Raw genomic sequence first — 14155 nt, 5'->3', positions numbered from 1 at the left:
GTCCGCGCCGGTCGCAATTTCTGATTCAGCAGGCATAGCGCTGCAAGGGAAAACCATGAAAGTCCTGTTGCTTGTCCAGAAAGAACAGCGCGCCATTCTCGACCGGCTCTACGACGGTATCGCCGCACACTGCGAGTGCGACCTGCGCTGGCTCGATTCCGATGAGCAGCGTGACCTGCGTGGCTATTTCCGACGCGAGGTGGACGTCACGCGTTATGACCGCATCGTGTTTTTCCTGCGCTTCAAGCAGGAGATTCGTCAGGCGGCATTCATCCGTACGATCCCCAATCTGGTGATCCTCGAGCATGACGCCTACCAGAACTATATTCCCTGCAAGTACACCGGCAAGTACAGCGAGCACTACCGCAAGCTGCCGTGGGTCCGCGTGATCAGCTCGGGGTTCATGGTCAGCGAGCGACTGCGTCAGGAAGGCTTCGATGCGGTGTTCGTGCCCAAGGGCTACGACCAGACGTTGTTGCAAGGGCAGAACCGCGAACGTGATATCGAGCTGGCCTTCGTCGGCAGCACCAAAAGCGGTGCCTACACCGGCCGTAAGGCGCTGCTGGATGAGCTGGCGCAAGTCGAGACGCTGCTCGTCACCCGTACCAAATCAGGGGCGGAATACTGTGACACCCTGAACCGTATCCGTTTTTTCGTCAGTGCCGACGTGGGCATGGGCGAATACATGATCAAGAACTTCGAGGCGATGGCTTGCGGCTGCGTGCTGCTGGCCTACGATCAGGGCGCCGAGGAAAACCGGGCGCTGGGCTTCGTGGACATGCACAACATCGTGCTTTACCGGGACATTCCCGAACTGCGCGTCAAGCTGGCCCATCTGCGTCAGCACCCGGCGCAGGCGAGCGAAATCTCGCGCAATGGGCAGACGTTGGCCGAGGAACGCTTTACATTCCACGCCCTTGGCAAGGCCGTCGTCGACGAAATGCGCCCGCCCTTGCGTCCAATGCCCGCCGCCGGCTGGATAGACCGGTTGCGCTCCAGGCTGTTCGGTTAACGCTACTCGTACCTACAGGATCAGAAGGCTGGACAAAGAACGCCGTAAACGTCATGACCGCGTCAGGCCGGTCATCGCTGCACTAACAGCATTTGTAATGGATGGTCACTGAACAATGTCGATTGAGCGAACCGGTTTCCTGAGCAACAAGGTGCAGATGTACTTCGGCGCCGCGTTGATCGTTTTTTTATTGAGCTACATCCTGAACAGTTCGGCCAAATCCACCAACAACCTGTACTACGTGCTGATCGCGTTGCCCGGCCTGTTCTTTCTTTTCAAGCATCGGGCAGCCGGCGTTCTCAAGCAGCCGCTGGGCGTCGCATGGGCTGTATTCATGGCCTGGTTCCTGGTGCCCGCAACGATAGCCGGAGACTTCCAGTTCTATAAGCACATCCTCTACGTCAGCATTTTCGTGCTGGTGGTGGGCGGGCTGGTGGACAATGCCTTCTTTCGCGGCGCTGCCTTCATCCGGGCGCAGTTCTGGACGGTCTGCCTGTATATCCTGTCGGTCAGCATTTATTACTGGCTGACCGGACGATACGAATTTGGCCAGCGTGTGGAGCTGCTTCCAGCGCGCATGGAAAACGTGATCTATTCCAGCGGCTGGCTGGTGTGCTGTCTTGCGCTGGCCCTGCCTGCATGGGCGCACGAGCGGCGCTGGTTCGAGGCCGCCTGTGCAACCGTGCTGACCCTGGTGGTCGCCGCCTTCGTCCTGCAGACCCGTACCGCCCTGGTCGGCGCGGCGTTTCTGTTCGCTGTTTGCGCGCTGTACTCACTGCGCCGCGCGCCCGGGCGCAGCATGATCGTACTGACGGTCCTCGCACTGGTAGCCGGACTGGCGTTCTGGCTTGTCAAGGACGAACAGTGGATTCACCTTCTGCTGGTCAGAGGCGATTCCTTCCGGATCGATCTGTTCCGGATCATGACCGGCGAGTGGCGCAACTGCGGCTGGCTGTTGGGGTGTGGCATCGATTTCCACACCAGCCAGACGCTGCCCGGCGGCATCCCGATCCCGCATCCGCATAGCATTTTCGTGTCGCTGGGCGTTTACATGGGAGCAGTGGCGCTCGTTCTGTTCATCGTGCTGATGGCGGCAACCCTGTGGAACGCCGTGCGCATGCGGGAAGGCTGGGGCCTGTACCTGGCCTGCGCACTGGTCATGCTCAACTTCGACGGTGCCAAGCTGATCGGCAACCCGGACGAGTTGTGGGTTCTGGTGCTGTTGCCTGCCGCGATGGTGCTTGGGCGGGTGGTGCAAGACAGGCGAGCGCGGGCGTTGTAGGAATAGGCGCGGCGGGCGTCTCAATCGCCAGCAAGCTGGCTCCTACGGATTGATGGCGTACACGGACCTTGTGGGAGCGAGCTTGCTCTGGGCGGCAATCCGACGATCTGCCGCAACGCGGCAGTCGTACATCCAGATCGACGCCTGGTGCTCTCATGCGACTGAATCAAGCCAGCGAACGAGCCACTTCTTCCGCGCTGCACAGGGTCTGTCCGCTCAGGTAGCCGGCTATGAACGCCGTGCTGCCGGGCGCCATCAGCCACTCGCGGTCCTGAGGGTAACGCAGCATGTGCTTGAAATTGCGCAAGCGTAGATGCTTGCGCAACGGGCGACGAAAAGCCTTCATGTCGGCAATATCGATCAGCCCCAGTTCACCCTCCGGGGTCAGCACCACATTGCCCAAATGCGCCGAGCGAAAATAAATGCCTTTTTCATGCAGATTGGCGATGAAACGTCCAAGTTGCATGCGCAAGCCGTCGTCGCTGGTGGTTTCGCCCAGCAGTTGGCGCAAGGTCCGGCCGGCCAGCGGGTCGTAGTGGACCGCATCTCTGGCGATTTCTGAAATGCGATAAACCGAGCGTACATGCGGGCAGGGGATGGCCCGGTTGTCGAGCGTCGTGCAATTGTCGGCGAAGCGCCGGGCGTAGGGATACCAGGCAGCCGAGCTGATAGCGCGCTTGCGACGGAACAGCTTCAGCATGGAACCGTCCGTCAGGCGTAACACCTTGTGGCCCGAACCGTCGGCCTCCAGAACTTCCGCTCCCTGGACCAGATTCAGGTAATGGGCGTGGTCAAGCGCTTGCATCGTTACTCCGGTTGTCTATGCTCCCGCCGGGCTGGGCGGGCGCCTATGTTACCGCAGCGGGAAGCGGCCAGATCGGCTTGTGATACAATTCGGCCTCTTTTTGACACGACGGATTCTCATGAAACCCTCCGAATCGTCCGCCACTTCCAGCGTGAAAATCTATTTCCGCTTGCTGTCGTATGTGCGTCCGTACGCAGGCATTTTCCTGCTCAGTATCATCGGTTTCGTGATCTTCGCGTCTACACAACCGATGCTGGCCGGCATCCTCAAGTACTTCGTCGACGGGTTGACCAACTCCGACGCGGTCCTGTTTCCCAACGTGCCGTACCTGCAGGATCTGAAGCTGCTGCAGGTGGTGCCGCTGCTGATTGTCCTGATCGCCGCCTGGCAGGGCCTCGGTTCGTTCCTGGGCAACTATTTCCTGGCGAAGGTTTCCCTCGGACTGGTCCACGACCTGCGTGTCGAGCTGTTCAACAAGCTGCTGGTGCTGCCCAACCGTTATTTCGACACCCATAACTCGGGTCACCTGATTTCGCGCATTACCTTCAACGTCACCATGGTCACCGGCGCGGCCACCGACGCGATCAAGGTCGTGATTCGCGAAGGCCTGACCGTGATCTTCCTGTTCGCCTATTTGCTCTGGATGAACTGGAAGCTGACGCTGGTGATGGTCGCAATCCTGCCGCTGATTGCGTTCATGGTGGGCACCGCCAGCAAGAAGTTTCGCAAGCAGAGCAAGAAGATTCAGGTCGCCATGGGTGACGTCACCCACGTCGCCTCGGAAACCATTCAGGGTTACCGGGTAGTGCGCAGCTTCGGCGGCGAACAGTACGAGCAGGATCGTTTTGCCCGTGCCAGTAACAGCAACACCGAAAAGCAGCTGCGCATGACCCGCACCGGGGCGATCTACACGCCGATGCTGCAGCTGGTGATCTACACCGCGATGGCGACCCTGATGTTTCTGGTGCTGTTCCTGCGCGGCGAAGCATCGGCAGGGGATCTGGTTGCGTATATCACCGCGGCGGGCCTGTTGCCCAAACCGATCCGTCAGCTCTCGGAAGTCAGCTCGACCATCCAGAAGGGCGTTGCCGGTGCCGAAAGCATCTTCGAGCAACTGGACGTCGAGCCTGAAGCCGACACCGGGACCGTCGAGAAAGAAAAGGTCACCGGCCGGCTGGAAGTTCGAAACCTGAGCTTTACCTATCCGGAAACCGAGCGCTCGGTCCTCAATGACATCAGCTTCAGCGCAGAGCCTGGGCAGATGATTGCTCTGGTGGGGCGGTCCGGCAGCGGCAAATCGACGCTGGCGAATCTGATTCCTCGTTTTTATGCTCACGAAACCGGCAATATTCTGCTCGATGGCGTCGATATCAATGATTATCGGCTACGAAACCTGCGTCGCCATATCTCCCAGGTGACTCAGCACGTCACGCTGTTCAATGACAGCGTGGCGAACAACATTGCCTATGGTGATCTGGCTGGCGCACCACGGGCCGATATCGAAGCAGCGGCGGCCGACGCCTATGCCAAGGAATTCATCGACCGGTTACCTCAGGATTTCGACACGCAGGTCGGCGAAAACGGTGTCCTGTTGTCCGGCGGCCAGCGCCAGCGTCTGGCGATCGCCCGGGCGCTGCTCAAGAACTCGCCGCTGCTGATTCTCGACGAAGCGACTTCGGCCCTCGATACTGAATCCGAACGGCACATTCAGGCCGCTCTGGATCAGGTCATGAAAGGTCGCACCACCTTGGTGATCGCGCATCGCCTGTCGACCATCGAGAAGGCCGACCTGATTCTGGTCATGGACGCCGGGCGCATCGTAGAGCGCGGAACCCACGCCGAACTGCTGGCTCGCAACGGCTATTACTCGCGCCTGCACGCCATGGGCCTCGACGAGCCGAAGCCGGTCGGCGCGGTCTGATCGGCGAGGGCGGCGCGCGTGGATCATGGCGCGCCGCCGAACGGTCTGTAGGCAGAACCGGCGAACGCGCCTACGCTTGAGGCCTGACCGGAGACTTTCTACAGCACCCGAGGATCAGTCTGTTCCAAACCCTGTGCTAAGATTCCGCCCCTGTTCATTCTTAGTACGGGTTGTTCGATGAAGTTGTCCATGCCGCGTTTCGACCAAGCGCCTGTCCTGGTGGTGGGCGATGTCATGCTCGACCGATACTGGCATGGTGGCACCTCGCGGATTTCTCCCGAAGCGCCGGTGCCGGTGGTCAAGGTCGATCAGATCGAGGATCGTCCCGGCGGCGCCGCCAACGTTGCCTTGAACATCGCCGCTCTTGGCGCGCCCGCTTCGCTGGTGGGTGTGACCGGCGCGGACGAGGCCGCCGACAGTCTGACCAACAGCCTGTCCGCTGCTGGTGTCGCAGCACGTTTCCAGCGCATCGCCACTCAGCCGACCATCGTCAAGCTGCGGGTCATGAGCCGTCATCAGCAACTGTTGCGAATCGATTTCGAAGAGCCTTTCGCCACCGACGCCGTGGCGCTGAGCGAAGAGGTCGAAAGCCTGCTTGACGGCGTGAAGGTGCTGGTGCTGTCCGACTACGGCAAAGGCGCCCTGAAAAATCATCAGGCGTTGATCCGCGCCGCCCGTGCGCGCGACATTCCGGTCCTGGCCGATCCCAAAGGCAAGGATTTCGGTATCTATCGGGGCGCGAGCATCATCACGCCCAACCTGAGCGAATTCGAAGCGATCGTCGGTCATTGCTCGGACGAAACCGAGCTGGTCGCCAAAGGCGCGCAGTTGATGGCCGAACTCGAACTCGGTGCGCTGCTGGTGACCCGTGGCGAGCATGGCATGACCCTGTTGCGTCCGGACCAGAACGCGCTGCACTTGCCGGCTCGCGCTCGTGAAGTGTTCGACGTCACCGGCGCCGGCGATACCGTGATTTCCACCCTGGCCGCCGCGCTTGCCGCAGGCGAGGACCTGCCCAACGCAGTGGGTCTGGCGAATCTGGCGGCGGGTATCGTGGTCGGCAAGCTGGGCACCGCTGCTATCAGCGCGCCCGAGCTGCGCCGCGCGATTCAGCGCGAGGAAGGTTCGGAGCGTGGCGTGTTGGGGCTGGAGCAATTGCAGCTGGCGGTTGAAGACGCACGCGCTCACAAAGAAAAGATCGTGTTCACCAATGGCTGCTTCGACATCCTTCACGCCGGACATGTGACCTACCTGGAGCAGGCGCGTGCCCAGGGCGACCGTCTGATCGTGGCGATCAACGACGATGCGTCGGTGAGCCGACTGAAAGGTCCTGGCCGTCCGATCAACAGCGTCGACCGGCGCATGGCGGTGCTGGCGGGCCTGGGCGCGGTGGACTGGGTGATCTCTTTCCCTGAAGACACGCCCGAGAATCTGCTCAGCCACGTGCGGCCGGATGTGCTGGTCAAGGGCGGCGACTATTCGATCGATCAGGTGGTCGGCGCCGACATCGTGCAAGTCTATGGCGGTGAGGTGAAGGTGCTGGGGCTGGTCGAGAACAGCTCGACCACCGCTATCGTCGAGAAGATCCGCAAGCAGTGACCCTGGCGGTCACTTGCTCAGACTGCTGCGCGCCAACTCCAGTAGCGCCCTGGCCCGACCGGTCAGGCGCTTGAGTCCGCTTGGGCGTGGTGCCGGAGCGACACCCTGCTGGCGCAGCCAGTCTTTCCAGCGAATGCGTTCGTCGCGCACCACCCAGCCTTCCTGCACCGCAAAGCTTTCCGCCAGATAAAGCCCGCGCGTCCCGGCCGCAACCAGTTTGTCCCGCTTGAGTGTATAAAGCTCCGGCACCGGCGTGCCGTTTTCCAGCGGCATCAAGTACAGATCGGGTTTGCTGCGGTTAAGGCGCGCCACCAGTTCGTCGTTCTCCAGCGCTTCATCGACGTGAAACAGGCTGACCGGGCGAGCCTCTCTGGGAATTTCCAGGCGCATGTCGTAGATCAGCTGCAACGACGCCGTGGGCAGGTGGACATAGGCGCGCGGACGCTCGATCAGGTTCAGGGTGCCGCATTTGATGGGTCTCGCCGCGCCGGACAGCGGCGTCAGGCGAAAGGGCAGTGCCTCGCGATAATGCAGGGCCGCCGCATAGGGCGCCGGCAGCCAGGTGTCCTTGAAACGGCCGCTGAGCCAGCCCTGCGGCGTCTCGATCAGGCATTCCTCGGCGACTTCCTGGATGGCCGTGTGCAGCGGCAGGTTCAGCTCATGGGCCGGCACATAACCCGAGATCAGCTTGAGCACCACGTCGCCACGATCCTGGCGTCTCTGGCGGACCAGCACCCAGTAGTCGCGATTCTGCCAGCTGATGGTGAGGCGGATCGATACGCCCAGGTTGGCCAGCTCGGTCGCGAATCGCTCGGTATCCGGAACCTCGATCCGACGACGGCGCTGCAACGTCTGCGCGAAGTTCATCGGCATGCCGACGCTCTGGTAACTCAACCCTTCCGGCGTGGCTTCCACGAACAGCGGAAGGGTTTTGAAGTTGCTGGGGTTCTTGCGGATCAGCGTTCGCGGCATATCGGCTCCTTCTTGCGTTGGGGTCGGCCGCCTACATCAGGCTTGACGGCGAATCACGGCAGCGGCGCTGGCGACGTTATGCGCCAGATGCAGCGGATTGATGGTCCCGACGATAGCACTCGCGACGCCGGGGTGCTCGAACAGCAACTGAAAACTGGCCTGCACCGGGTCCACGCCGGGGCTCAGGCAGACGTGCCCGCTCGCCAGCGCCTTCTTGACCAGAATGGCTTTGTCGTGCGCTGCGGCGTAATCGATAACGGCCTTTTCGGCCTGTTCATTGAGATTGTAGGTAACCATTGCGCAGTCACCGTCGTGCAATGCCCGCAGTCCGCCGTCGACGGTCTTGCCGGAAAAACCGAAAGCGCGGATCTTGCCCTCGCGTTTCAACTCGGCAAGGGTGGGATATACCGCCGTTTCCTCAAGAATCGCCAGATCGTTGCCGTCGGAATGCACCAGCACCAGATCGAGAAAATCGGTTTCCAGACGCTTCAGGCTACGCTCGACCGACAAGCGTGTGTGCTCGGCGCTGAAATCGTGCCGGGACTGGCCGTTCTCGAATTCCTCGCCGACCTTGCTGACGATGACCCACTGCTGGCGCTGGCCGCGCAGCAGCGGGCCGAGGCGTTCTTCGCTAGTGCCATAGGCCGGCGCGGTGTCGATCAGGTTGATGCCCATGTCGTGCGCCAGCTTCAACAGCATGCGCGCCTGTTCGTCGTCCGGAATCTTGAAGCCGTTGGGGTACTTCACCCCCTGGTCGCGGCCAAGTTTCACAGTGCCCAGGCCCAGCGGCGAAACGCTCAGCCCGGTAGCGCCCAGCGGGCGGTGCAGATCGTGGAGGGTCTTGAGGGTCATGGCAGCAGCTGATCCCAGACGGGCGTCGCCAAAGGCGGACGCGGCAGGTCTTTGAAGGCAGGTTGGGGCGTTGGATGAATGCCGTCGCGCGACAGCGCTGCCAGTACGCGGTCGGCGAAGTCAGGCGCAAGGGCCAGTTTGGTCGGCCAGCCGACCATCAGGCGCTGCTGGATGTCCACGTAAGCGTTATCGGGGCGCACCAGACCGGACTGAGCAGGTTCGGCGCGATCCACTCGCAGGGTCGCCCATTGCGCCTCACTGAGGTCTACCCACGGCAGCAAGGCTTCGAGTTCCTTGCGGGCAACAGCGATCTGCGCCTGCGGTTCGCGAGCGACACCATCGGCTTCGGCCAGATCACCGCCCAGATACCAGACGCACTGACCGTCGGCGGCCGGATGGGTGGTGACCGTGATACGCGGCTTGGGCCCGCCACCCAGGCAATGGGCAAACAGTGGCTTGAGCGTGGGGCCCTTGACCAGCACCATGTGCAGTGGGCGGCGCTGCATCTGCGGCTGGGAGACGCCCAGTTCCTTGAGCAGATCCGCCGTGCCCGCGCCGGCGCTGAGCACGATGCGCTGTGCGCGGATCTCACGGCCGTCGACGCGCAGGCCAACCAGCTCGCCGCCCTCCAGCAGCGGCTCGATGACCTGCCCGGCCAGCAGGCCGTCATCGGCCAGTTCGGCAAGACGCTGGATCAGGCTCGGTACGTCGACCACCAGCTCGGCGAGCCGATAGACCTTGCCCTTGAAGCGAGGATTTTGCAGCGCGGGCGGCAACTGGTCGCCCTTGACCTGATCGACGCGGCCGCGCACGGCCTTGCTGGCAAAGAAGCTGGTCAGATTGCCCGCAAGCGTGCCGGGCGACCACAGGTAATGCGCCTCGGACAACACGCGAACGCCGGACAGATCCAGTTCGCCCTTGCCGGCCAGCGCTTCGCGCCAGCGGCGGGGCATGTCGGCGATGGCCTCGGAGGCGCCAGACAATGCGCCGTGCAACGCATATTTTGCGCCACCGTGAATGATCCCCTGGGATTTCAGGCTCTGCCCTCCACCCAGGCTCGCGCTTTCCACCAGAATCGTGGAAAACCCCTGACGGCGCAGTCGCGCGTTGAGCCAGAGCCCGGCCACGCCCGCGCCGACAATCAGAACGTCAGTGGAAATAGCAGCTGGCATGGGTACCTCGGTGGGAAAAGAGTCCGCGCATTATAGGGGACCGTCTCTCTGAGGGTGTTTACAAAATTCAGTGCCCGGCCGTTTTCGAGAACAGCTGGATGACCACCACGCCGAGCACGATCAGCCCCATGCCCAGCATGGCCGGCAGATCCAGCTTCTGCCCGTAGATGAAAAAGGCCGCGATGCTGACCAGCACGATCCCCAGTCCGGACCAGATGGCGTAGGTCACGCCGACCGGAATGGTGCGGACCACCAGAATCAACATCCAGAACGCAATGGCATACCCGACGATCACCAGCGCCAGCGGCAGGGGCGTGCTGAGCCCCTTGACGGCCTTCATGGAGGTGGTGGCGATCACCTCGGCGGTAATCGCAATAGCCAGCAGGTAGTAAGCGTTCATGAGCATTTCCTCTAAGTCGAACGGCGCATTCTAGGCAGTGGCCAGATGGGGTAAAGTCATTACCTATCCCTGAAGGAGATAGGTCGGGATGGAACGTTGGAATCTGGAGCAACTGCGTCTGTTCCTCAGAACCGCCGAACTGCGGTCGTTTTCCGCAGTGGCGCGCGAGCAGCACAAAGCCCAGTCGGCGGTCAGCAACGCTATCGCGCTGCTGGAGGCGGACCTTGGCGTCACGCTGTTCGAGCGCAGCAGTGGTCGCCAGCCGCGCTTGACCGACAGCGGTGCTGCCTTGCTTGAAGATGCCCGTGAATTGCTGCGCCAGTGCGAACGTCTGGACGGTCGGGCGCTTGCGTTGATGCGCGGCCAGGAAGCCTTGCTGCGCGTGGCACAGGACGAAGCCATGCCTTATCAGCCGGTGATCGACAGCCTGGATGAGCTGGCCAGTCGCTTTCCCTACCTGCAAGTGCAACTGACCAGCGCTGCCCAGGGCGACGTGGCGCGCAGGCTTGACCAGCGCCAGGCCGACCTGGGGCTTTTCTTCCATCACGAGCGTATCCCCGAGTCGCTGGAGCGCAGCGCGCTGGGCAGTGTGGAAATGGTCACGGTCTGCGCGGTCGGCCACCCGCTGGCGGGCTCCGGTCGGGTCACCCGCCAGCAACTGGCGCGCCACCGGCAATTGCTGATCACGCCCCAGCAGAGCGATTATCCGGGGGGCGAGGCGGTCAGTCCGCAGGTCTGGCGCGCCGACAGCTTCTACGCCATGGCCGAATTGTTGATGCGCGGACTGGGCTGGGCATGGCTGCCCCGGCATGTGGTGCAATATCCGACCTATCAGGCGCACATGGTCGAGCTGCCCTGTGAGTGGCGGCCTCCGGCGCTGATCGTGGAGCTGGCCTGGCGGCGCGACGAACCCCTGGGTCCCGCCGCGCAATGGCTGGCCGAGCGTTTCGCTCACCATTTGCAGGCCATTGGCTGAACCATCCGGCATCCCTCCCCGCATGACCTTTTGTCACGGTTCCTAGTAGACTCCGCCGCCATGAACAGAACCTTTTATACCCTGTTGTTTCACCTTGGATTGCCGCTTATTGCCCTGCGCCTGTGGCTGCGCGGGCGTAAAGCGCCAGCTTATCGACAGCGCATCGGCGAGCGCTTCGCCCTCGGGCTGCCTGCGATGCAACCCGGCGGTATCTGGGTTCACGCGGTATCGGTGGGCGAGAGCATCGCGGCCGCGCCGATGATTCGGGCGTTGCTCAAGCAATACCCGGATGCGCCGATCACCGTTACCTGCATGACGCCAACCGGTTCGGAGCGAATCCGCGCCCTGTTCGCCGCCGAACCGCGCGTTCAGCACTGCTACCTGCCGTATGACCTGCCCTGGGCTGCGGCGCGTTTTCTCGACCGGGTCCAACCGCGGCTGGGGATCTTCATGGAAACCGAGCTGTGGCCCAACCATATTCATCAGTGCGCGCGGCGCGGCATTCCGGTCATCATCGCCAATGCCAGGCTTTCCGAGCGGTCCGCGCGCGGATATGGCCGGTTCTCGAAACTGACCGGGCCGATGCTGGCTGAAATCAGCGGATTCGCGGTGCAGACCGAAGCGGAAGCGCAGCGCTTCCTCAAGCTGGGCGCACGTCCCGAATGCGTGACGGTGACCGGCTCTATCAAATTCGACCTGACCATCGACCCGCAACTGCCGCTGTCCGCAGCCCGGCTGCGGACAGACTGGCAAGCGGACGAGCGTCCGGTCTGGATCGCCGCCAGCACCCATGCCGGTGAGGACGAAAGCATGCTGGCCGCCCATCGTCAGTTGCTCGCCAGCCATCCCGACGCGCTGCTGATTCTGGTGCCGCGTCACCCCGAGCGATTCGGCAGCGTGCATGACTTGTGTCTACAGCAAGGCTTTGTCACGGTCCGGCGTTCCAGCGGGCAGGCGGTCACGACCGGAATATCGGTGCTGCTCGGCGACACCATGGGCGAGCTGCTGTTCCTGTATGCCCTGGCAGACGTGGCGTTCGTCGGCGGCAGCCTGGTGCCTAACGGCGGTCACAACCTGCTGGAGCCGGCGGCGCTGGCCAAGCCGGTGCTGAGCGGCCCGCACCTGTTCAATTTCCTGGAGATCGCGGCGATGTTGCGGGAGGCAGGTGCGCTTCAGGAGGTCAATGACGCTGCGGCGCTGGCTGCCGCTGTACAGCGTTTGATCGACCGGCCGGAAATGGCCAACGCCATGGCTGACGCAGGTTTGCGCGTAATGAAGGCCAATCAGGGCGCCTTGCAGCGTTTACTGGATCTGATTGCAGCTGAAGGATGATCGCCTTATCGCCAGCAAGCTGGCTCCTACGATCACCGTACCTGTAGGAGCCAGCTTGCTGGCGATCTGACGCGAAGCGGCAGTTAGACCAGGTTATCCGGTGCGCCAGGCAAAATGCGTTGTCTGCGTCGCGAGCAAGCTCCCTCCCACATGGACCGCATTTCAACCGCTGATGTCGAGGCGACTCGACCAATGTGGGAGGGAGCTTGCTCGCGACGGGGACGACGCCTATGTCAGGCGCTTGGTCGCCGATTACCTCTGCGCAGGCCTCTCGAAATTCTTGCGCGCCTGCGCTGCCAGGTCGGGCGGCAGGAAATCCTTGTCCGGGTTGTAGTCGGGCTTGAGATAGCGAGCCAGTTCCTGGAGATCACCAGGGTTCAAGGTGCCCGCTGCCTGCTTCAGACGCAGATTGTCGATGATGTAGTCATAACGCGTGTTGTTGTAATCACGAACCGAGGCATAGAGCTGGCGCTGCGCATCCAGCACGTCGACGATATTGCGCGTTCCCACCTGATAGCCGATTTCGGTGGCTTCCAGCGCGCTCTGGTTGGAGATGATCGACTGCTTGCGCGCCTGAACCTGCTCGACGTCGGTGTTGACCGCCCGATGCAGGTTGCGGGTGTCCTCGACGACCTGACGCCGCAGACCCTCACGGCGCTGCTCGCTCTGGCTCAGCCGGGCATACGCCTCGCGAACCTGCGAACTGGTCAGGCCGCCGCTGTAGAGCGGAATGTTCAGTTGCACACCGATCGAGCGTTGCGACACGTCGCCGCTGTAATTCTGTCCGGTGTAATTGGGGTTGCTGAGCTCGAAGGCATCGTTGTCGCCGCGAGCATAGGTCGCGACCGCATCCACGGTGGGCGCATGGCCGGCCTTGCGCTGGCGGACAGTCTCCTGCGCGGCATCGACGGCGTAGTTGATCGCCTGCAGGTTGAGGTTCTGCCGCGAGGCGGTGTCTACCCAGGCCTTGGCGTCGTTGGGCGTCGGCGCCAGCACCGGCAGGGTATGCACGATGCCTTCGATGGAGTTGTATTCGCGATTGGTCAGCGTCACCAGCGCCTGGAAAGCATCATCCACTTGGCGCTGGGCGATAATCCGGTTGGCGCGGGCGGTATCGTGACTGGCTTGCGCCTGCAGCACGTCGGTCTTGTCCGACAGACCGACATTGAAGCGCTCGTTGGCCTGATCCAGCTGTCGACCGAAGGCAGCTTCCTCGGCCTTGGTCGACGCGAGGTTGTCCTGGGCGCGAAGCACGGCAAAGTAGCTTTGCGCCGATTGCAGGATCAGATTCTGCTCGGTGGCCGACAGCTCCAGCGCGGCCTGCTCGTTGACAGCCTCGGCCGCCTGCAGCTGGAACCAGCGGTCGGCGCGGAATATCGGCTGGCTCAGACTCGCCTGATAGATCGTGCCGCTGCGGCTGAGCGTGGCGCGAGGCTGGTCGATGCTGGTGCGGGTATCGTTGGTCTGCGCGCTGGCCGACAGATTGGGCAGCAGCCCGGCGCGGGCCTGCGGCACACCTTCCCGGCGCGCCTGATAATCGGCGCGGGCCGCCGCGAGGTCGGCATTATTGTCGACCGCCTGCTGATAGACACTGACCAGCCCGGTGCGGGTGGGAGGGGGAGGATCCGCTGCCAGAGCCAGCTCGCCGGACCCAAGCGAGACGGCAATGACCAACGAAAGTTTGCGCAGCATGAGGCGTTCCCTGTTCATGTAATTGATCGCGGATCGGTGAGTACCGGACAGCGAGTGTAGAGGCAGACAATGGGCTGCAACAATGCGCCATTTTTTAACCCTTCATCCAGACCAATACGAATACGCTGGCGTTCCCTGGC

At 62.5% G+C, this 14155-nt stretch carries 12 protein-coding genes; 6 read left to right on the top strand and 6 right to left on the bottom strand.

From position 1 onward, the window contains the following. Positions 1-55 precede the first annotated feature (55 nt). Positions 56-1012: a glycosyltransferase family protein gene (locus TRP66_RS14140; RefSeq protein WP_333403689.1), complete on the top strand. Its 957-nt coding sequence runs from the start codon at positions 56-58 to the stop codon at positions 1010-1012. A gap of 115 nt (positions 1013-1127) precedes the next feature. Then, a complete protein-coding gene (locus TRP66_RS14135; protein ID WP_333403687.1) occupies positions 1128-2294 on the top strand; it encodes an O-antigen ligase family protein in 1167 nt (388 codons plus the stop codon). A 166-nt stretch (positions 2295-2460) separates the two neighbouring features. Here the strand turns inward: TRP66_RS14135 and TRP66_RS14130 are convergent, their stop codons facing one another. Beyond that, entirely contained in the window at positions 2461-3099 is a 639-nt protein-coding gene (locus TRP66_RS14130; protein ID WP_333403685.1) for a toluene tolerance protein, read from the bottom strand. Between the two features lie 118 nt (positions 3100-3217). On the opposite strand from TRP66_RS14130, the gene msbA reads away from it, so the two are divergent. Further along, positions 3218-5020: a lipid A export permease/ATP-binding protein MsbA gene (gene msbA / locus TRP66_RS14125; RefSeq protein WP_333403683.1), complete on the top strand. Its 1803-nt coding sequence runs from the start codon at positions 3218-3220 to the stop codon at positions 5018-5020. Between the two features lie 177 nt (positions 5021-5197). Then, positions 5198-6619 carry a bifunctional D-glycero-beta-D-manno-heptose-7-phosphate kinase/D-glycero-beta-D-manno-heptose 1-phosphate adenylyltransferase HldE gene (hldE, locus tag TRP66_RS14120; RefSeq protein ID WP_333403681.1) on the top strand — a complete coding sequence of 474 codons (1422 nt, stop codon included), beginning with the start codon at positions 5198-5200 and terminating at the stop codon, positions 6617-6619. Between the two features lie 9 nt (positions 6620-6628). Here the strand turns inward: hldE and TRP66_RS14115 are convergent, their stop codons facing one another. The 4 genes from TRP66_RS14115 to TRP66_RS14100 form a co-directional block, all read right to left on the bottom strand. Further along, positions 6629-7591: a metal ABC transporter ATPase gene (locus TRP66_RS14115; protein WP_333403679.1), complete on the bottom strand. Its 963-nt coding sequence runs from the start codon at positions 7589-7591 to the stop codon at positions 6629-6631. 36 nt (positions 7592-7627) lie between these two features. After that, positions 7628-8443 (bottom strand): aldo/keto reductase, encoded by an 816-nt coding sequence (locus TRP66_RS14110; RefSeq protein ID WP_333403677.1) that lies wholly within the window; start codon positions 8441-8443, stop codon positions 7628-7630. After that, positions 8440-9615 carry an NAD(P)/FAD-dependent oxidoreductase gene (locus tag TRP66_RS14105; protein ID WP_333403676.1) on the bottom strand — a complete coding sequence of 392 codons (1176 nt, stop codon included), beginning with the start codon at positions 9613-9615 and terminating at the stop codon, positions 8440-8442. The genes TRP66_RS14110 and TRP66_RS14105 overlap by 4 nt, the downstream gene beginning before the upstream one ends. 67 nt (positions 9616-9682) lie before the next feature. After that, positions 9683-10015, bottom strand: coding sequence for an SMR family transporter (locus TRP66_RS14100; protein ID WP_333403674.1), 333 nt, complete (start codon positions 10013-10015; stop codon positions 9683-9685). A gap of 88 nt (positions 10016-10103) precedes the next feature. Between TRP66_RS14100 and TRP66_RS14095 the strand changes: the two genes are divergently transcribed. Both TRP66_RS14095 and waaA read left to right on the top strand, forming a co-directional pair. Further along, complete coding sequence (locus TRP66_RS14095) at positions 10104-10991, top strand: LysR family transcriptional regulator (protein WP_333403672.1); 888 nt, start codon at positions 10104-10106, stop codon at positions 10989-10991. Positions 10992-11051: 60 nt separating this feature from the next. After that, positions 11052-12323, top strand: coding sequence for a lipid IV(A) 3-deoxy-D-manno-octulosonic acid transferase (waaA, locus tag TRP66_RS14090; protein ID WP_333403670.1), 1272 nt, complete (start codon positions 11052-11054; stop codon positions 12321-12323). A gap of 252 nt (positions 12324-12575) precedes the next feature. On the opposite strand, the gene TRP66_RS14085 is transcribed toward waaA, so the two are convergent. Beyond that, positions 12576-14015, bottom strand: coding sequence for a TolC family outer membrane protein (locus TRP66_RS14085; protein ID WP_333403668.1), 1440 nt, complete (start codon positions 14013-14015; stop codon positions 12576-12578). Between the last annotated feature and the right edge of the window lie 140 nt (positions 14016-14155).

The organism is Pseudomonas sp. JDS28PS106, assembly GCF_036706555.1.
Taxonomy (GTDB): Bacteria; Pseudomonadota; Gammaproteobacteria; order Pseudomonadales; family Pseudomonadaceae; genus Aquipseudomonas.
Note: the sequence above shows the minus strand (reverse complement) of the source record. Positions and strands in the feature narration are given on the sequence as shown.